Annotated in this window: 12 protein-coding genes and 2 pseudogenes; 8 read left to right on the forward strand and 6 right to left on the reverse strand. The window is 43.5% G+C overall.

Annotated elements, in window-relative coordinates; genetic code table 11:
- Positions 1-148 precede the first annotated feature (148 nt).
- From thrC to DWZ76_RS10660, 3 genes are all read left to right on the forward strand, one after another.
- A complete protein-coding gene (gene thrC / locus DWZ76_RS10650; protein WP_118472626.1) occupies positions 149-1633 on the forward strand; it encodes a threonine synthase in 1485 nt (494 codons plus the stop codon).
- A 118-nt stretch (positions 1634-1751) separates the two neighbouring features.
- Positions 1752-2615: a class II fructose-1,6-bisphosphate aldolase gene (fba, locus tag DWZ76_RS10655; protein ID WP_022360285.1), complete on the forward strand. Its 864-nt coding sequence runs from the start codon at positions 1752-1754 to the stop codon at positions 2613-2615.
- A 103-nt stretch (positions 2616-2718) separates the two neighbouring features.
- Positions 2719-4836, forward strand: coding sequence for a glutamine synthetase III (locus DWZ76_RS10660; RefSeq protein WP_118472619.1), 2118 nt, complete (start codon positions 2719-2721; stop codon positions 4834-4836).
- 111 nt (positions 4837-4947) lie between these two features.
- Here the strand turns inward: DWZ76_RS10660 and DWZ76_RS10665 are convergent, their stop codons facing one another.
- Together DWZ76_RS10665 and DWZ76_RS10670 are read right to left on the reverse strand one after the other, a co-directional pair.
- Positions 4948-6318 (reverse strand): N-acetylmuramoyl-L-alanine amidase family protein, encoded by a 1371-nt coding sequence (locus DWZ76_RS10665; RefSeq protein ID WP_118472620.1) that lies wholly within the window; start codon positions 6316-6318, stop codon positions 4948-4950.
- A gap of 324 nt (positions 6319-6642) precedes the next feature.
- Positions 6643-8430, reverse strand: a complete 1788-nt coding sequence (locus tag DWZ76_RS10670) for a phosphotransferase (RefSeq protein ID WP_118472621.1) — start codon at positions 8428-8430, stop codon at positions 6643-6645.
- A gap of 629 nt (positions 8431-9059) precedes the next feature.
- Here DWZ76_RS10670 and DWZ76_RS10675 point away from each other — a divergent pair.
- Together DWZ76_RS10675 and DWZ76_RS10680 are read left to right on the forward strand one after the other, a co-directional pair.
- Complete coding sequence (locus tag DWZ76_RS10675) at positions 9060-10658, forward strand: glucan-binding protein (RefSeq protein ID WP_118472622.1); 1599 nt, start codon at positions 9060-9062, stop codon at positions 10656-10658.
- A gap of 361 nt (positions 10659-11019) precedes the next feature.
- Entirely contained in the window at positions 11020-12591 is a 1572-nt protein-coding gene (locus DWZ76_RS10680) for an AAA family ATPase (RefSeq protein WP_107001442.1), read from the forward strand.
- 203 nt (positions 12592-12794) lie between these two features.
- On the opposite strand, the gene DWZ76_RS10685 is transcribed toward DWZ76_RS10680, so the two are convergent.
- Together DWZ76_RS10685 and DWZ76_RS10690 are read right to left on the reverse strand one after the other, a co-directional pair.
- Positions 12795-14471 (reverse strand): AAA family ATPase, encoded by a 1677-nt coding sequence (locus tag DWZ76_RS10685; RefSeq protein WP_107001443.1) that lies wholly within the window; start codon positions 14469-14471, stop codon positions 12795-12797.
- A gap of 228 nt (positions 14472-14699) precedes the next feature.
- The gene (locus DWZ76_RS10690) at positions 14700-16247 is read right to left on the reverse strand and encodes a glucan-binding protein (protein WP_107001444.1); all 1548 of its coding nucleotides are present in this window, start codon (positions 16245-16247) and stop codon (positions 14700-14702) included.
- Between the two features lie 106 nt (positions 16248-16353).
- On the opposite strand from DWZ76_RS10690, the gene DWZ76_RS10695 reads away from it, so the two are divergent.
- Positions 16354-17832 carry an RNA-binding domain-containing protein gene (locus DWZ76_RS10695; protein ID WP_243017813.1) on the forward strand — a complete coding sequence of 493 codons (1479 nt, stop codon included), beginning with the start codon at positions 16354-16356 and terminating at the stop codon, positions 17830-17832.
- 75 nt (positions 17833-17907) lie between these two features.
- Positions 17908-18122, forward strand: a pseudogene (locus tag DWZ76_RS15485) (type II toxin-antitoxin system YafQ family toxin); the annotation flags it as partial.
- Between the two features lie 231 nt (positions 18123-18353).
- Here DWZ76_RS15485 and DWZ76_RS10705 read toward each other — a convergent pair.
- Positions 18354-18641, reverse strand: a complete 288-nt coding sequence (locus DWZ76_RS10705) for a hypothetical protein (RefSeq protein WP_107001445.1) — start codon at positions 18639-18641, stop codon at positions 18354-18356.
- Between the two features lie 102 nt (positions 18642-18743).
- A complete protein-coding gene (locus tag DWZ76_RS10710) occupies positions 18744-19064 on the reverse strand; it encodes an AAA family ATPase (RefSeq protein WP_107001446.1) in 321 nt (106 codons plus the stop codon).
- A 107-nt stretch (positions 19065-19171) separates the two neighbouring features.
- Here DWZ76_RS10710 and DWZ76_RS10715 point away from each other — a divergent pair.
- A pseudogene (locus DWZ76_RS10715) lies at positions 19172-19884 on the forward strand (glucan-binding protein); the annotation flags it as partial.

A 19884-nucleotide genomic window follows, 5' to 3' on the forward strand; every position in this document is an offset into this window, starting at 1 on the left:
ATTTTTAACTAAAGTGAGCAGGGGGTCCCGTAACTTTGCGGGAGAACTGCAAAACCACACAGAACACTTACATGGCAGAAAGTTTGACTCCGGCATCCTTTGCAAAGATGGGGACGATGGGGAAAGATAAAAAGAGAGGATGAAAATCATGGCAATCAATTACAGCAGTACCCGTGGCGGTGAAAACAACGTAACGGCTTCGATGGCGATCTTAAAGGGACTGGCAGCAGACGGCGGCCTGTTCATGCCGGATCATATCCCGGTGTTAGATTGCAGCCTGGAAGAATTATCCCATAAAACATATCAGGAAGTAGCTTATGCAGTTATGAAGCAGTTCCTGACTGATTTCACAGAGGAAGAGCTGAAAACCTGTATCGAGCGCGCTTACGACAGTAAGTTTGATACGGAAGAGATTGCGCCGCTTGTCAAAGCAGACGGAGCATATTATCTGGAGCTGTTCCACGGAAGCACGATTGCCTTCAAGGATATGGCGCTCTCGATCCTGCCGCATCTGATGACCGTATCGGCGAAGAAGAACCATGCGGAGAACACGATCGTGATCCTGACCGCAACCTCCGGCGATACCGGAAAAGCAGCGATGGCTGGTTTTGCAGACGTTGAGGGAACCAGAATTATCGTATTTTACCCGAAGGACGGCGTCAGCCGTGTGCAGGAGCTGCAGATGCTGACCCAGAAGGGCGCGAACACAAGCGTTGTCGGTATTTCCGGAAACTTTGATGATGCACAGAGCGGTGTCAAGAAAATCTTTGGTGACAAAGAATTTGCCAAAGAATTAGCAGGCAGAGGCTATCAGCTCTCTTCCGCAAACTCCATCAACATCGGTCGTCTCGTACCACAGGTTGTATACTATGTATATGCGTATGCAAAATTGCTTGAAAACGGCGAGATCGAGAACGGTGAGAAGATCAATGTAACCGTTCCGACCGGAAACTTCGGCAATATCTTAGCGGCTTATTTTGCAAAACAGATGGGTGTGCCGATCGACAAGCTGATCTGCGCGTCCAATGACAATAAAGTTCTGTACGACTTCTTTAAGACAGGCGTATATGACAAGAACCGTCCATTCATCCTGACCTCTTCCCCGTCGATGGATATTCTGATTTCCAGCAACCTGGAACGTCTGATTTATCTCTCCACCGGCTGCGATGCGGAGGAGACCAAGAAACGCATGGAAGAGCTTTCGAAAGATGGCAAATATTCGGTTACCGACGAGATGCGTGCGCGCATGGCAGATTTTGTCGGCGGTTATGCTGATCAGGCGGCAAATGCAGCCGAGATCAAGCGTCTCTACGATGAGACCGGTTATATGATCGACACGCATACCGGCGTTGCATCCTGCGTATACCATAACTATGTGAAGGAGACAGGCGATACCAAGAAGACAGTTATCGCATCGACGGCAAGCCCATATAAATTCTCCCGCAGCGTCATGGAGGCAATCTTCGGCAGCGAAGAAGGCAAGGGCGAGTTCGAGCTTATCGACGAGATGGAGAAAGCATCCGGCGTGAAGATCCCGCAGGCGATCGAGGAGATCCGCAAGGCAGAGATCCGTCACAACCGCCAGTGCAAGCCGGAGGAGATGGAGAAGACCGTTTCGGAGATTTTACAGTAAAAGTTACAAAATATTAAAATAATTGCCTGTTATTTTTTTGACAGGCTAGGCAAATACTGAATTATGGTATATAATAGACTCTGGTTAGATCAAAAAGAGACAACGAGGAGGTTTGTATATGTTAGTTAGTGCGAAGGAAATGCTTCAGAAGGCAAGAGATGGCAAATATGCGGTTGGTCAGTTCAACATCAACAATCTTGAATGGACCAAAGCAATTTTACTGACGGCACAGGAGCAGAACTCACCGGTTATCTTAGGTGTTTCAGAGGGCGCAGGCAAGTATATGACTGGCTTTAAGACAGTATCTGCGATGGTAAAAGCGATGATCGAAGAGCTGAACATCACGGTTCCGGTTGCGCTGCATCTGGATCACGGCACCTACGAGGGCTGCTACAAATGTATCGATGCTGGATTTTCTTCCATCATGTTTGACGGCTCCCATTATCCGATCGCCGAGAACGTAGAGAAAACCAAAGAATTAGTCAAAGTCTGCGCGGAGAAAGGTATTTCCCTGGAGGCTGAGGTTGGTTCCATCGGCGGCGAGGAAGACGGCGTGATCGGTATGGGCGAATGTGCAGATCCGAACGAGTGCAAGGCGATTGCAGACCTCGGAGTTGATATGCTGGCAGCAGGTATCGGCAATATCCACGGCAAATATCCGGCAAACTGGCCAGGCTTAAGCTTTGAGACGCTGGCAGCCGTAAAAGAAAAAGTAGGCGATATGCCGCTGGTTCTTCACGGTGGTACCGGTATTCCGGAAGATATGATCAAGAAAGCCATTTCTTTAGGTGTAGCGAAGATTAATGTAAATACTGAGTGCCAGCTGGCATTTGCAGAGGCAACCCGCCAGTATATCGAGGCTGGTAAGGATCAGCAGGGCAAAGGATTTGACCCGCGTAAACTTCTTGCACCTGGTTTTGAGGCGATCAAAGAGACGGTTAAGACAAAGATGGAACTGTTCGGTTCTATCGGAAAAGCCTGATGAATAAGTAAGGTTCATGACCGGACTGCAGGGATGTACATTTCGCAACGCGGATATACATACCGGCGGTCCGGTCTGTTTTCATATTAATGTGAGGGATTGAATGAGCGAGATTATCAATGTACCGGAAATTTTCGGAAAAAATGTGTTTAATGACAAGGCGATGCAGGAACGCCTTCCGAAAAGTGTTTACAAAAAACTGAAGAAAACCATTGAAGACGGAGCTGAGCTGGATCCGTCCATCGCAGATGTTGTCGCACACGCGATGAAAGACTGGGCGATCGAGCGCGGTGCGACGCATTATTCCCATTGGTTCCAGCCGCTGACCGGCATTACGGCAGAAAAACATGATGCGTTTATCTCCGTACCGGATTCCAACGGACGCGTTATCATGGAGTTTTCCGGTAAAGAGCTGATTAAGGGCGAGCCGGATGCATCCTCGTTTCCGTCGGGCGGACTTCGTTCCACCTTTGAGGCACGCGGCTATACAACCTGGGATTGTACTTCCCCGGCATTTCTGCGGGAAGATACGCTGGGCGTGACACTCTACATACCGACTGCATTCTGTTCGTACCGCGGCGAAGCACTGGATAAGAAGACACCGCTGCTGCGTTCCATGCAGGCAATCAACGAGCAGGCACTCCGGATTCTCCGCCTGTTTGGAAATACGACTTCCCACCGTGTGATTCCGTATGTGGGACCGGAGCAGGAGTATTTTCTGGTTGATAAGAACAAATATTTACAGAGAAAAGACCTGATCTACACCGGTCGTACCCTGTTTGGCGCGATGCCGCCGAAAGGACAGGAGATGGATGATCACTATTTTGGAAGCATCCGTCCGAGAGTCGGTGCGTTCATGAAAGAGTTAAATGAGACATTGTGGCGTCTGGGGGTCAGTGCAAAGACACAGCACAACGAAGTTGCACCAGCACAGCATGAATTAGCGCCAACCTATTGTCAGGTCAATCTGGCAGTCGATCACAACCAGATGGTCATGGAGGCGATGAAGCGTGTCGCAGGACATCACGGTCTGACCTGTCTGCTGCATGAGAAACCATTTGACGGAATCAATGGTTCCGGTAAGCACAACAACTGGTCCCTGACGAGCGACGACGGCATCAACATGATGAATCCGGGCGAGACGCCGCACGAAAATGTACAGTTTCTTCTGGTTCTGGCGTGCATCATGAAAGCAGTTGACAGACACGCGGATCTGCTGCGCGAGTCCACCGCGATTCCGGGCAACGATCATCGTCTGGGTGCGGCAGAGGCGCCGCCAGCGATCATCTCTATTTTCCTGGGCGAGCAGCTGGAGGATGTTATCGATCAGCTGTGCAGCACGGGCGAAGCCGCACATTCTAAGAAAGGCGAGGTACTTCAGACGGGAGTAGCTACACTTCCGGATTTCGTCAAGGATGCAACCGACCGCAACCGTACTTCACCGTTTGCGTTTACCGGTAACAAATTCGAGTTCCGTATGGTTGGTTCTTCGGATTCTGTTTCATCCCCGAACGTCGTGCTCAACACGATCGTGGCAGAGGCGTTTAAAGAGGCTGCGGACGAATTGGAAAACAGCGATGATTTTGACAGCGCAGTCCATGATATCATCAAGCGTCTGTTTGCAGAGCACCGCCGTATCATTTTCAGCGGAAATGGTTATTCTGAGGAATGGGTTAAAGAGGCAGAGCGCCGTGGACTCCCGAACCTGAAAGCGGGTATCGATTCTGTCGAGGCAATCCGGACCGAGAAAGCGATCAAGCTCTTTGAAGAATTTGGCGTGTACACCCGGACCGAGCTGGAATCCCGTGCCGAGATCGAGTATGAGGCATATTCCAAGACTGTTAACATCGAGGCGAAGACGATGATCGACATGGCAGGCAAGCAGATCATCCCGGCGGTTGTCAAATATACGACTCAGCTTGCTTCCTCCCTGACAGCCGTCCGGACTGCCTGTGAGGAAGCCGATGTCAGCGTCCAGAAAGAACTGCTTTTAGAGACCTCGGATAAACTTTCAGAGATGAAGGTGGCATTGGCAGCACTCAAAGATATCCTGGCAAAGGCATCTGCGATCAAGGATAACAAAGAAAAAGCATTCGCCTATCTGCATGAGGTATGCCCGGCGATGGCAGCTCTCCGTAAACCGGCAGACGAGCTGGAAATGCTGGTAGATAAAGAATTATGGCCGTTCCCGAGTTATGGGGATTTGGTGTTTGAGGTGTAGGCAGCTTTTAGAAGGTATGATTTTAATTAAAAAGATTTTGACCATCGATATAGGCTATGAATCGTTGGTCAAAATCTTTTTTATTTCAATTATATATTTTGCAAATACGGTTTATTTCCGTCCAGGACCCTGCGTCTGTCCCTCCTGAATCGTATCGCCCTGATTGGAGGTAAATCCGTTAATCCGTTTATCGGACGAATTTGACGAAGAGCCTGACGAGCTGGAGTTCGATGTCGTCGGTGCGGTGTAAGTCGTGCCGTTGCTGTAGATGCGGCTTGGTACATTGCCGGTATCGCTGGTGGAACTGCTGCTTGTCTGGTTATTCGAAGAGCCTGACGAACTGGAAGTCCCGCCCGGCGTGGAAGTGGAGCTGCTGTAGCCGCTTCCAGGAATCGGAACGGTTGTGCCCGACGAAGAACCATTTGACGAGCTGGAGCTGTTGGAACTTCCCGGTGCAGTAAAACTGGTCGAATGATCGGAACTATTCGAATTGTTGGTGTTACCTGAACTGGAGGTCCCTGAATTGGAATTGTTCGAAGCCGTTCCGCTTGGCCCCGAAGTGCTGCTTGAAGAAGAACTGCCAGACGAAGTCCCTGTTCCCTGTGAAGCACTTGGGTCAAAATAGCTGTCGCTCATGCCGGAGAGACTGGACGGTGGATTCTGGCACGCACCGCTCTTGGCAAAGGTGTATTTCACCGAATCAATCGTCCGGGTTGTGTTCGAAGCCATCTTACCGTTCTCATCCAGATAATAGTAGGTGCCGGATACCTTAATCCAGCCTTTCTGACGGTGTCCGTACTCATTGAAATAGTACCAGGTGTCGTCGATCTGCTTCCAGCCGCGGCTCATATTGCCGTCTGTCTTGTCCATGTAGTAGGTGTTTCCGTTGCTGTCATTGAGCCAGCCAGTCAGCATCTTGCCATCATGGAGATAGTAGTATTCATTTTTAATAAGCTGCCAACCGGTCAGCATTTTTCCATTTTCGTCGAGATAATACCAGGTGCTGTTTACCTTCTGCCATCCAGTCCGCATCGCCCCGTCCGTGCCGAAATAATACCAGGTGCCGTTATCCATCTTCTGCCAGTTGGTAAACATCCGTCCATCATCGCCCAGATAATACCAGACCGTATCAAGCTGGAGCCAGCCCTTCTGCATCACACCGTACTGGTTAAAATAGTACCAGTAGTTGTTGATTTTCTGCCATTTAGTCATCATCTCGCCGCTCTGGTTGAAATAATACCAGGCGGAAGTGGATGAATCCTGACGCCATCCAGTCACCATCTTGCCGGTCGAATCATCCATATAATAATATTTCTCTCCGATATGTACCCATCCGGTATGCTTCTGACCGTCGTCGGTCATGTAGTACCAGTAGTTTCCGTCCTTCAGCCATCCGGCCGCACGGCTCTGGGAAGAAGGAAGCAGCCCCATGGCACCGATCAGGCAGGCAAGCCCAAGCAGTTTTGCATATCTTTTCCGCATCGCGTATCCCCCTTGCAATGTGATTTATCGTTATTTATGATTACAGTAGAAATTAATATCAAAGATGTTGGGGTCAAAAGGCATTTTGACCCCTCTGATACCAGATTGCTCCGCACTATATGCTCCCGCAATCTTCAAAAACATTCGTAATTCGCTAATTTTTCTTTGAAAAATGGCTACTTACTCATGTTTTTGGCGGGTCCCAAGGTCAAAAATTCTCCTGCAAGCAAGCTTGCGTCGAACTTCTGACCTTTTGACCCTGGTATCATATCAAATTACTTTATAAGTATAACATAGAAAAATGTAAAATACCTAACGGAAATATTACAATTTTAACAAGCCCTCGGAAACAATTTTTCGATAATAATTTTTAGCATACCGGTACATCACGATCGTGTAATCGCCAAATTCGCGTCCTTCCATACTCTTGAAGACCGCCCAGAGCGCCCACAGGAAACCGCCCAGCGCCGCATAGGCATACGTGACAAAACGTTCCTCGTCCGATGGGGCATGCTGAAGATATTCTTCCAGAAGATGGTCGAGCTCTTCTTGTGAATAATATGAATAAATACTGCACATCGCAATATCAATGAGCGGATCGCACATGCCCGCATACTCCCAGTCGATCAGACGTAGGGAGCCGTCCGGCAGAAACAGGAAATTGTCTGCAACCGAGTCAATGTGGGAGAGGCAGCAAGGACGTTCCAGTGTATCCAGCCGATCCATCAGTTCATTCATCCGGGCGCGGACTGCCGGGTAGTCCGCGAACAGCATTTCCTCATGTCCGCGGCAGATCCTCTCATAAAAATCAATCCGTTCCCGGATGCGGAACGTGTGCGGAACCGTCACGCCGGAATGATGCAGCTTCCGCAGCATCTCCATGCAGGCGGCCATTTCCTGCGGGTTCTTTGCATCCGCATTCCGAGCGCCCTCATAATACTGGGCGATCTTGTAGCCGGTTTTTCCGTCAAAATACAAAATATGTTCGGTAATGCCAAGCGGTGTGACCGCCTTGTAAACAGCCTCCTCCTCTTTCCGGTTAATCAGAAATTCTGTTCCCGGACCCGGAATGCGGCAGATATAATGTTTTCCATCCAGTTCAAACAGGAACGACTGGTTTGTCATGCCGGATTTGAGACAGCGGATGTTGTGTATCGCTTCCTCTTTTACATTGAAAACGCGTGCGACCAGCTGCATGGCGGCATTGTCCGAATGATTCTGATATTTCGGATCAAACAGGCGCAGTTCTTCCAGGTTTTCAAACTCATAGACCTGATCCGCCGGCTGGCAGTTCATCGAAAAATCCAGTTCTTTGATATGATCGACGACAACCTGTTCCCAGTACCATTGTTCTGTGCCAGGCTGATGATAGGCTTCCTCAATGAGCGGAATGAGCTGGTTGGAAAAATCACGCGAGAGGAACGCAGGTCCATACATGACCCAGGAATCATGCCCACCGACCTGCACCGATGTGATGCGTCCCTTTTTATTAGAAGAAAGACACCACTCAGACGTTTCACCGTCCATGTAAACGGAAGAGTACCACGCGCCGCACTCATACTTATGGTACATATTATTTCGAATCCAGTTGTCCGAGACAAGCAGATACATATTGCGGCCGCGGAACAGCTCGCGGGCATGGTAGATCGTAGCCAGATTATTTTTGGTGGCGTACTCCGGGTTATAGAGGAGTTTGACCTGATATTTGTCGATCAGATATTCAAACTTTTCCTTTAAATAACCGACGATAATTGTGATATCCGTGATCCCCGCTTCATGGAGCTGCTTGATCTGGCGCTCAATCATCCGCTCGCCAAACACTTCCAGAAGCCCCTTCGGCGTCTCAAACGTCAGCGGCACAAACCGGGAGCCAAACCCGGCGGCGGTAATGACGGCGCCATCCACTTTAAATTGTTCCAGATACTTAAGCCCCTGTTCGGTCAGCAGATATTTCCCCGTATCCATATCCGTCATGAGAAATGCCTCCTCCAGACAGTCCCCAAGCAATTTATTCACAGTCCCCAGGGAAAGATTCAAAATCGAAGCAAGCTCCCGCTGGGTCACATCCGGATTCTCATAGAAACTCCGGCAGATCAGTCCATAGCGATCCATATAAAACCTCCTGAATTATTAAATTCTTTTATTTTTCTCTTATATATTCACGTATTTCGTCATCATTATAGATGGATAAGAGTGAAAATAGGTTCTAGTTGTTGCATGTTCAAAAAATAAAATCAAAAGTGATATATGAACATTATAGCATAAACACAGAGAAAGTAAACGGAAAAAGCAATGCTGCGGGGGGAGAATAAAGACTGTTACTGGGCACGTATGCGTGAACAGTGACGAAAGGCTTGATAAGGTGGTCTGTGGGAAATAAGAAACGTAAAAAATACTGGAAATACAGGCATTTTAGCGGTTAAAACAGGATTGTACAAATATAAATACAATTACGAAACTATAAAGAATTTTCGTAAAAAATCCGTAAGAAAATGCACAGATAAATGTTATGGTATTTTGGAAAAACGTGTATTATAATGTGGATGTATCGGAGAAAGGCAGTACTTCACAGGGAAGAGAAACATAGGAAATACAGACAATATTCCACTTCAAAATAAAAAGTTGGAAATTCTGTAAAAAAACTATTGATAATTTTCCATATCCGAAGTATAATGACCTGGTAATGCAGTTAGGATTTCGAGAAAAATATTTCAAAAAGTAAAAAGGAGAGTGCATTAATTATGAGAAAGCAGACTAAATTAGTTGCAGTACTTTCTGCAGCAGCTTTACTCGCTATGGGTGCTTCCATGACTTCTTTCGCAGCTGGTTGGGAGAAAGATGACGCTGGAGTTTGGCACTACTATGACAGCGATGATGAGATGGTAACCGATGAGTGGAAGAAAGATGGCGGTAAATGGTTCCATCTTGACGAAGATGGTGAGATGGAGACAGATACATGGGTAGATGATGACTACTATGTAGCTGAAGATGGTCATATGCTGACCAACGAGTGGAAAAAGACCATGGCTGATGAGGATGAAGATGATCCGGAAGACGGCGGCGAGCATTGGTACTACTTCAACAACAAAGGTAAAAAAGTTACCGATACAGATAAGAAGATCAATGGCAAGACCTACTACTTCAACGAAGATGGTGAGATGCAGTATGGCTGGCACGAGGAAGACGGCAACGCATACTACTTAGGTACTGAGGACGAAGGTTGGAGAGCTGAGTCTCAGTGGCTGTGGCTTGAGAAATCCGGTAACAATGAGAACGATCTGGATGATGATGATGATCTGGAAGTAGTTCTTGATTGTTCTGAAGATGACAACTGTGATGATGAGGGTTGGTACTGGTTCCAGTCTTCTGGTAAAGCATATCATGACACAGGCAAGAAGAAAATCAACGGCAAATACTATATGTTCAACGAGCACGGTCAGATGCTGTACGAGTGGATTGATGGTAAGGCTGTTGAACAGGGTTCCAACGCACAGCTTGATGGTAACCTTGCTAAGGGCGAATTAGCTACAACCAGCGTAATGAGATACTACAACGAAGTTGAAGATGGTTCCAGAGGTAACGGCTGGTATCAGATCGACGGCGCTGAGGATCTGGATGCTGATGGTGATACAGACTGGTACTACATCGATGACGGTGAAGTTAAATACGCTGATGGCGGTTCCAAAGACTTCGCTACTTACGATGATGACGGAGCTGTATACGTTCAGAGAATCAAAATTGAAGGTAAATACTTCTCCTTCAACGAAAAAGGTCAGATGCAGGATGGCTTACAGTACTGCCAGGCTGACGGCGGATTCTACTACTTCGATGCCAACGGCTATCAGAAGACTGGCCGCGTAACATCTGTAGAGAACGACGATGATGATTACACATTCTACTTCAACACCAAGAATGGTAAGAATGGTCTTGGCTACAATGGTCTGAAAGATGATTATCTGTACTTCAACGGTAAGAGACTGGATGCAGATGATGACTACAGACTGTACTACTATGATGGAGATATCTATCTGACCAATACCAAGGGTAAAGTTCAGAAGACCTCCAAGAAGTATGACATCGAGAACAAGGGCATCGCTGAGGATGATGTAAAAGTAGAGATCAGCGGCAAGAAAGTTGTATCCGTTACTTTAGCTAGCGGTAAGACAATCAAAGCTGAGGATCTGATTGCTGATGCAGAAGCTCAGTTTGGTAAAGATGTTGTTACAGAGGATCAGATCGTATCTGTACCGTTCATCCAGCTGTATGATGACGATATTTATACCTACACAAATCTGGCTGGTACTAAGGCTGTTGAAGGTTGGTTAGGATTAAACAAATAATTAATCTGAATTTTATTCGATTAGTCATTTGACCTAGGATAATTGAGAAGCGGTATTTCAGGATATTTTCTGGAATGCCGCTTCTTTTTTAGTAAAAAGAGCTCCGATACCTCGAAGTGTTTCGAGATGGCGGAGTTTTTTATGTGGTCGCAATGTAAATGAAGCCTGTCTGTATGACTGCATTTGCCCTCTGTCAGTTAAAGAATAGAATATGCAAAACTCTCTGCAGTACTATCATTTTGAGTTTAAGCATATCTTCCAAGTCTTGTTTCACTGATTCTTTCATGATATGATAATAAAAACAACAAATTATCATGATGTGTGATAAACGTGCAGTTTTATTAAAAAGAGAGGGAGCCATATGGGTATATATTTAAATCCCGGAAACGCAGCTTTTTCAGAAGCGGTGCATTCTCAGATCTATGTAGATAAAACAGAGCTGATTTCTTATACCAACAGTGTGCTGGCAACAAACCAGAAAAATATCTGCGTCAGCCGCCCAAGGAGATTTGGAAAATCCATTACAGCCAATATGCTGGCTGCTTATTATAGTAAGGGATGTCAGTCTGATACTTTATTTAAAGACCGAAAAATCAGCTGTTCAAAAGATTATAAAAAATATTTAAACACTTACACAACTATATTTTTAAATATCCAGGAATTTTTAAGTCGAAGCTCTAATGTAGAAGAATTGATTCAGCGGATCCGGCGTTCACTCATGAGAGAAATTCGCCGTGAATATCCAACGATTGATTTTTATGATGAATTAGATCTGACGGAAAATATGAAGGAAATTTATGCTGAAACAAATGAGCCATTTATTATAATCATTGATGAATGGGATTGTATTTTTAGGGAATACGCAGAAGATAAAGCGGCTCAGGAACGATATCTGGATTTTCTTCGTGATTTTCTAAAGGATAAGGCACATATACATCTGGCATATATGACAGGAATATTGCCAATAAAAAAATACGGTACCCATTCTGCGCTCAATATGTTTGATGAATTCTCGATGGCAAATCCAGGTGTTCTGGCGCAATATGTCGGTTTCACAGAAAATGAGGTGCGCTGCCTCTGCTCAGATTATCAAATGGATTTGGCAGAAATCAAAGAATGGTATGATGGATATCGCTTTGAAAAAGCCTCTTCTATTTACAGTCCGCGTTCGGTTGTGGCTGCTATGACTTCTGGTATCTGCGATTCTTATTGGAACCAGACCGAAACATTTGAGGCACTGCGCGGATATATTGACATGAATTTTGATGGGCTGAAAGACGACGTTCTCAGCATGATGGCCGGAGAAATGGTACCGGTCAATACAGGCAGTTTCAGCAATGATATGACGACATTTCACAGCGAGGATGATGTCCTGACTTTGCTGATTCATCTGGGATATCTTGGATACGATTTCAGCCATAAATCAGTTTTTATTCCGAATAATGAAATCCGTGGAGAGTTTGTAAATGCGGTTTCGGTTTCTCAATGGGGAGAGGTCTCGAAAGCATTAAAAAACTCAGCTGATTTACTTAATGCTATCTGGAGAAAAGATGAAGAAAAAGTAGCTGTCTATATGGAACAGGCTCATTTTGAAACATCCCATTTACAGTATAATAATGAAAATGCACTGAGTTATACTGTATCACTGGCACTCTACGCTGCCAGAAACTTTTATCAGGTTTATCGTGAATTTCCATCGGGATCTGGATTTGCAGATATAGTTTATTTACCGCGAAAAGAATTTCCGGATAAGCCAGCTTTGATTGTCGAACTAAAATGGAACAAATCGGCCGAAGGCGCAATTCACCAGATATTAAAAAAACAATATTTCCAGAATCTGGAAGATTATTCAGGAAATATGCTGCTGGTTGGAATCAATTATGATTTAAAGACGCGAAAACATGAATGTAAAATTTTAGAATTTAAAAAATGAAAAGCAAGTTATTTGTCACGGCGGCAGTAAAAAGAGATGTTGATTGAGAAATCCTCTTTTTGCGGCCGATGTGATTTGACATCCAATTCAAATCTGAATCATTAAGCTGATAGCTTGATATAAGAGGACTCCGTCACTTCAGAGAAGTCTGAGGTGGCGGAGTCCTCTTTTTGTCAAGGTCGAACGTTGTACCGTTTACTAATTCAATCTTTCAAATATACCAGGCAGCGTTTCTTAAAAAAAGCAATTCCATAACACAAAATTTTATCATAGGAATCCTCAAATTCTTTTGCATACATTTTTTCATCGATCTGGGCAAGTGCTTTTTGGCAGGATTGTTTCATCTGGTCAAGCGTGCTGGAATATTTCACTTCAAAAAGGGCCAATTGTCCATTTTCAGAGTCGTAGACAATCACATCGCTTCGTCCTTCTCCATGCTCTTTATTCGACTCCACCACATAACCGGCACCAGTAAAAATACCTGCCAGAAATGCATGGTAAAAGTCTTCTCGGTAATCATGATAACTGATGGTTTTTCTTAAAAGTTTATTCATCTCATCCGTCATCCTGTCGCTGTTTCCATCCCATACCGCATGAAATAATTCTGTGCGGTTCCAATGCTTCGTTGATTCGTTAAACCATTTTATAATTGTTGACTCAAAAATATCTTTGATTTCCCTATTCGGAATCATCAACGCGGTTGTTCCATCTGGAATAGTTTCTTGAATATCCATCTCTCGAACGCGCGTCAGATAACCGGTTAAATATAAAATACTCCATAAGTTATCCTCGGAAGAATGAAGATAATCATAGGTTAAATTTTCTTCAATCTTTTGGAAAATATATCCGCCGGACAATAATTTTTCCAATTTCATTGTGATACTGCTTCCAGCATAATCAATGAAAGAGCGAATAATTGCATTATCGCTTGTATTCTTCCAATAACTCTCAGGCTTCATGGAAAGATTATGCTGAAGATCCCGAAGATAATTCATCACATCCCACGGGCAATATACATCAAAGCATCCGAAATGATAACCGTCATACCAGGCTTTAATTTCATCCGAATATTCGGCAGTATTGGATTCCTTTAAAATCTGATTTACATCGTTTTGTGTAAAGCCAAAATATTCATTTAATCGAGAATCTGTGATGGTATCCGAAACAAAATTATTGGTTCCAGTGAAGATACTTTCTTTAGCAATTTTCAAGCATCCTGTCACAACCGCAAAGCAGAGGCTGGAATTATCTTTTAATGAGGTACTCATCATTGCTTTCATGATTTCCAGCATTTCCTGATAATACCCATTGCTGCTTGCTTTCGCAACGGGAACATCGTATTCATCCAACAAAAGAATAACTGTCTTCCCATAATAAGCCTGCATCATTTTCATCAAAATCAGGATAGAACCCTTTACATCTGTTGCAGATGCAGTCTGATTTTTTAGTCGTTTAAAAATCTCTTTATATGCATCGCTGACGGCATCGCTTTGCTCCAAATAAGAGTATTCGATGCATATCTGGGATATGACAAATTTCAGCATATCAAAAGCACTGTCAAATGTAATCCCATCTACATCCTTAAAGGTAATAAAAAGAGTCGGACGCTGATTCATCCATGTTTGACAAATAGCTGATTCATGACTGATTTCCAAATCTTGAAATAACGAATGGTTATCATGTCGAATATCGAAAAAATGTTCCAGCATACTCATAGCCAGCGTCTTTCCAAATCGTCTGGGGCGAGTAATCAGCGTGACGTTTGCTGTGCTTTTCTTTAATAATTCCGAAATGAGTCCCGTTTTATCCACATAGTAATATCCATTTTCACGTATCTGAGAAAAATCCGAGACGCCAACCGGAATATTAAGATTCGTCATAGAATCATCGCTCCTTTCGAAAAATCAGGCTGTTTTTATTATCATATCATGAAAGGCTGGGGGAAACAAGGTGGAGAAAGAGATTGAACAGATAGAAAAAGTCCCCTGGGAATCACCCTAACAAAAAAGGGTTGTTACACCATATAAGTGCACAACCCTTTTCATTTTATTCAGATCTGCCACACGTTTGTGTAACAGCTCTTCTTTAAATGTTATTTGAGATATAGATTATTTATTAGCTACAGCGTTCTGTGCTGCCTCGTAAGCATCTGTATTCTCGTAGTGTGTAACGCCCAGTGCATCCTGATAAATTGCATTGTCGAACAGCTCAATCTTCGGTAATGTAGCGGCGTTCTTATAGGTGCCCTCAGAACCATCTTTAGTAGAAGAGGCAATCTCGTATGTGTTTCTGAACGTAAACTTAACGTCATCACCAAAATTTTCTACATCATACTCTTTAGAAGTAGATTTCTGAAGTTTACCTTTGTTGTTTACCAGATAGTATTTCTCGCCTACAACATAGATTCTGTAATCATCATCTGCTTCCAGTCTCTTGCCATTCCAGTAAAGGTAACCGGATTTCTCACCTGTATAACCCTGACCATTCTTACCATTCTTGGTCTCGAAGTAGTAGGTGTAGTTATCATCCTCTTCTTCAACATTAGCAATCTTGCCGGTCTTCATATAACCATCATTGTCGAAGTAGTAGAATTTCTTATCGATCATCTGTAAACCAGTCTGCATCTGACCAATTTCATTGAAGCAGAAGTTCTTGCCATTGATCTTGATCTTCTTGGTATATACTTTAGCACCGTCATCAGTTAAGTCAGTATTGTTCTTCTCACCGTCATCAGCTTTCTTAGCCTTACCGTCTTTGAAGTAATACCAATCGGTATCATCGCCTGCCTTAAGTGCATCAGCACCATCGATCTGATACCAGCCATCAGCTCTCCAGCCCTCTTCAACTACGTTCATGTAACGTACTTCAGAAGCGGTAGCTTCGATGGAATCGCTATCCAGTTTTGCATTGGAAGCCACGTTTGCTTTAACACCATTGATCCACTCATACAGCATCTGACCATGATTGTTGAAGTAGTAGTATTTACCGTTGATCTTTTTCTGCTTAGCGTCTTTGTACATCTTACCGTCGCTACCGAACCAGTACCAACCTTCTTCATCACACGGATCATCATCATCCTGAGAATCATGGCTTACGGCATCTGCTGCATCTTTCTCATCATCATCTTCGGAATCCGGAGCAGCTAACCACAGCCAAGAAGAGTTGGTTCTAGCACCGTCATCCTCTTCGCCTAAGTAGTATACGTTGTTGTTAGAATCAGCATACCAACCATACTGCATTTTTCCATCTTCATCGAAGAAGTAAGTCTTGCCATTGATCTTTTTATCATCAGAAGTGGTCTTTTTACCCTTGCTGCCGAAGTAGTACCAGCTTTCGCCATCCTCGTCCGGATCATCCTGATCGTCATCGGACACGGTCTTCTTCCACTCGTTAGTCAGCATATGACCATCTTCAGCTACATAGTAGTCATCGTCTACCCAAGAATCTGTCAGCATGTTGCCGTCATCATCCAGATAGAACCACTTACCACCGTCTTTTTTCCACTCGCCTGTTACCATCTCATCGTCGCTGTCATAGTAGTGCCAAACACCAGCGTCATCTTTCTCCCAACCAGCTGCGAAAGAAGTCATGGAAGCACCCATAGCGAGTAAAGCTGCTGCAGAAAGTACTGCAACTAATTTAGTCTGCTTTCTCATAATTAATGCACTCTCCTTTTTACTTTTTGAAATAATTTTCTCGAAATCCTAACTGCATTACCAGGTCATTATACTTCGGATATAGAAAAGTATCGGGAGGTGGGATTTGTCGATTTTTCGTTTCTTTTTTTCGTTGACTTTTCTTTCTTTCCCAAATACAATAGAAGAAAGAAAGAAAGAAAGAAAGAAAGAAAGAAAGAAAGAAAGAAAGAAAGAAAGAAAGAAAGAAAGAAAGAAAGAAAGAAAGGTGAATAGTATGCTTTCGTTTGAGAATCAAGAGGTGGAATTTAAGCAAGAATATGTACCTGAGATTCGAAAAGAAGTAATTGCCTTTGCAAATGCTTCTGGAGGTACTATTTTGATTGGTGTTAGAAAAGATGGAGCAATTATTGGCGTAGATGATCCAGATGCAATCATGCTTCAGGTTGCAGGTTCTTTAAAAGATTCTATCGCACCTGATATTATGCCTTTTGTCAATATAAAAACTGTGGAAATTGACGGAAAAACGGTCGTTGAAATTAATATTGCAACAGGAACGAATCGTCCATATTATATTCGGGAAAAAGGTCTAAAGCCCAGTGGTGTATATGTTCGAAAAGGAAGTTCTTCACAACCCATGACAGATGAGGGCATCCGGGAAATGATCATTCAAAGCGGCAGATGTTCCTATGAAACAAGCCGAAGCATGAATCAGGATTTGACATTTGAGTATTTTGAAAATGAGATGCACAAACGAAAAATTGCGTTTGGAAGATCACAGATGCAAACATTAAAACTGATAGGTGATGATCATTTATACACAAATCTTGCATTGCTATTATCGGATCAATGTGAAGTAACAACAAAAGTGGCTCTTTTTCAAGGAACAGATAAAGCGGTTTTCAGAGATAGAAAGGAATTTTCTGGTTCTATTTTAAAACAATTGGAAGACGTTTATCAGTTTATTGATTTAAACAATAAAACGCAAGCCAGTTTTTCGGGTTTAATCCGTATTGATAAAAAAGATTACCCAGAAGAGGCAATCAGAGAATCTCTTTTAAATAGTATTGTTCATCGAGATTATTCGTTTAGCGGAAGTAATCTTATAAATATTTATGACGATCGTATAGAAATTGTCTCATTGGGAGGATTGGTTTCCGGACTGGAATTAAATTCTATTTTTCTGGGTGTATCGCAGCCAAGGAATCCTAATTTAGCAGCTATTTTTTATCGCATGATGTTAATAGAAAGTTATGGTACAGGAATTGGAAAAATTCAACGAGCCTATGGAGATAACGAAAAAAAGCCTTTTTTTGAAACAGCAAAAGGTGTTTTCCGTGTTACACTTCCAAATAGAAACGAAGGAATACAAAAGCTGTCAAAACCAAGGAAACGTCTGGTAGCAGTTTACCGACAGCCGCTATCTTCTGAAAAAGCTGAAATTCTCTCATATGTAGCAGAGCATAAAAAAATAACAAGAAAAGAAACCGAAGCGCTTTTAAATATAGGTACAACAAAAGCGTATAGGATCTTAAAGGAATTATCCAGTGCCGGAAAATTGCATATAAATGGTTCTGGAAAAAATGTTTATTATACAGGAGAGTAAGCGATTAGCTAAATCAGAACTTAAACGTGCAAACTGGAAGCTCGGATTCCGATTCAGCTTTGCTGACCTGAAAAGATGAAAGAAACCAAATATACCGTTAAATACACGACCGGTTTCAAAAAAGACTACAAACGAGCCATAAAGCGTGGCATGAAGATCGAGCTGCTGGAGCAGGTCGTAGCATTGCTGGCAATGGGCGAGCCGCTGCCGGATAAGAACCGCGACCATGACCTGTCCGGCGATTGGGCAGGTCATCGGGAATGTCATATTCTCCCGACTGGCTGCTTGTGGATGGTGTTTGTCAGCGTGTCAAAATTCTCATACTTGTCAATCAAGGCTATAAATTTCTCTGCTGATTTCTGGCTCTGCTCGTAGCCGGTAACAGCCTTTTCCAGTTCCGCGATCTCAATCTCAAGTTCGTCTTGAAACAAAAATGCTCTAAGTGATTTCTTCACTAACCATGACAAATATCATGATTAAGAAGTCACTTAGAGCATATATCACTTCTTGTTTATCTGTCTTTATTTTTCTTTTGGCTGCACGCAGCGGCTGAATCCCCGCTCGCTTACATAAAGTACGGCTGCGGCCGGAATTGCTGTTACGCAGACAACCAGCAGGTTAAAAATCCATTTAAAATTGGTAATGAAGTGCAGGCTCTGCGGAACTGTGATTTTATCATATAAAAATGCCAGAATCTGTGGATCTCTGGTTAAAGTAAATGCTAAAAATGCCACTCCGATTCCCAGCACAATCGCCATGCCAAAAAGGATTCCCCAGACACTCCAGGTTGTTTTTGTATTAGCTGTCATACTCGATTGCCTCCTTAAAATTGATGGCTTTAGTGTAACGCAAAGATGTGTTCCTTTTGTGAAGAATACATAAAATTTCTGGTTATCTTTGTAAAAAGTATTTTATATACAAAAAGCAGCATACAGAGGCACGATTTTCTTGTTTTCATCAAATACAATTAATGTTGTTTCGCGGACAATCGTCTGACTGGATATATGAGAAAGAATCGGAACCAAGTATTCAGGACTAATGTCTTCATCAAATGTCTGCTTAAGCTTTGGATTTGTATCAAAATTAAAGTAAACAGTATTTTCGTAATGGGTACGTCCAAATTCGAGAACAGAATAGGTTTTGCCTACCTGTCTGGCCCCCTGCAATATCAATGGTTTGCGATGTTTACTGTTTTTCCAGTATTCTAAAAATATTGTAATTTTTCGATACATGAAAACACCTCCCGATACTTTTCCATATCCGAAGTATAATGACCTGGTAATGCAGTTAGGATTTCGAGAAAAATATTTCAAAAAGTAAAAAGGAGAGTGCATTAATTATGAGAAAGCAGACTAAATTAGTTGCAGTACTTTCTGCAGCAGCTTTACTCGCTATGGGTGCTTCCATGACTTCTTTCGCAGCTGGTTGGCAGAAAGATGACGCTGGTGTTTGGCACTACTATGATAGCGATGATGAGATGGTAACAGGCGAGTGGAAAAAAGATGGCGGTAAATGGTTCCACCTCGATGATGAGGGAGATATGGAGACCAACACATGGGTAGACGATGACTACTATGTAGGCGAAGATGGCGCTATGCTGACAAACGCTTGGAAGTATACTATGTCTGATGATGATCAGGATGATCCGGATTCCGATGGTAAGCATTGGTACTATTTCAACAACAAGGGTAAAAAAGTTGCTGATCAGGATAAGAAGATCAATGGTAAGACATACCTTTTCAACGAAGATGGTGAGATGCTGTATGGTTGGCAGGATTGGCAAGGAGCTATTTACTACTTCGGTGAAGAGATGGATGGCGCAAGAACAGAGAATAAGTGGCTGTGGCTTGAGAAATCCGGTATGTTAGATACTGATGAGGATGTACAGAAAACAGTTCCTGGTTGCAGTGAAAATGACATCTGTGATGACGAAGGTTGGTACTGGTTCAATGCTTCCGGTAAGATGTACAAAGACGCCGCTAAGAAGAAAATCAACGGAAATCCTGCAAGTTTCTGCAGTTCCTTCGGATTGTTGAAGCGGCTGATATCACC

The sequence above is a fragment of the Clostridium sp. AF35-15 genome (genome assembly GCF_003477745.1).
Classification (GTDB): domain Bacteria; phylum Bacillota; class Clostridia; order Lachnospirales; family Lachnospiraceae; genus Otoolea; species Otoolea fessa.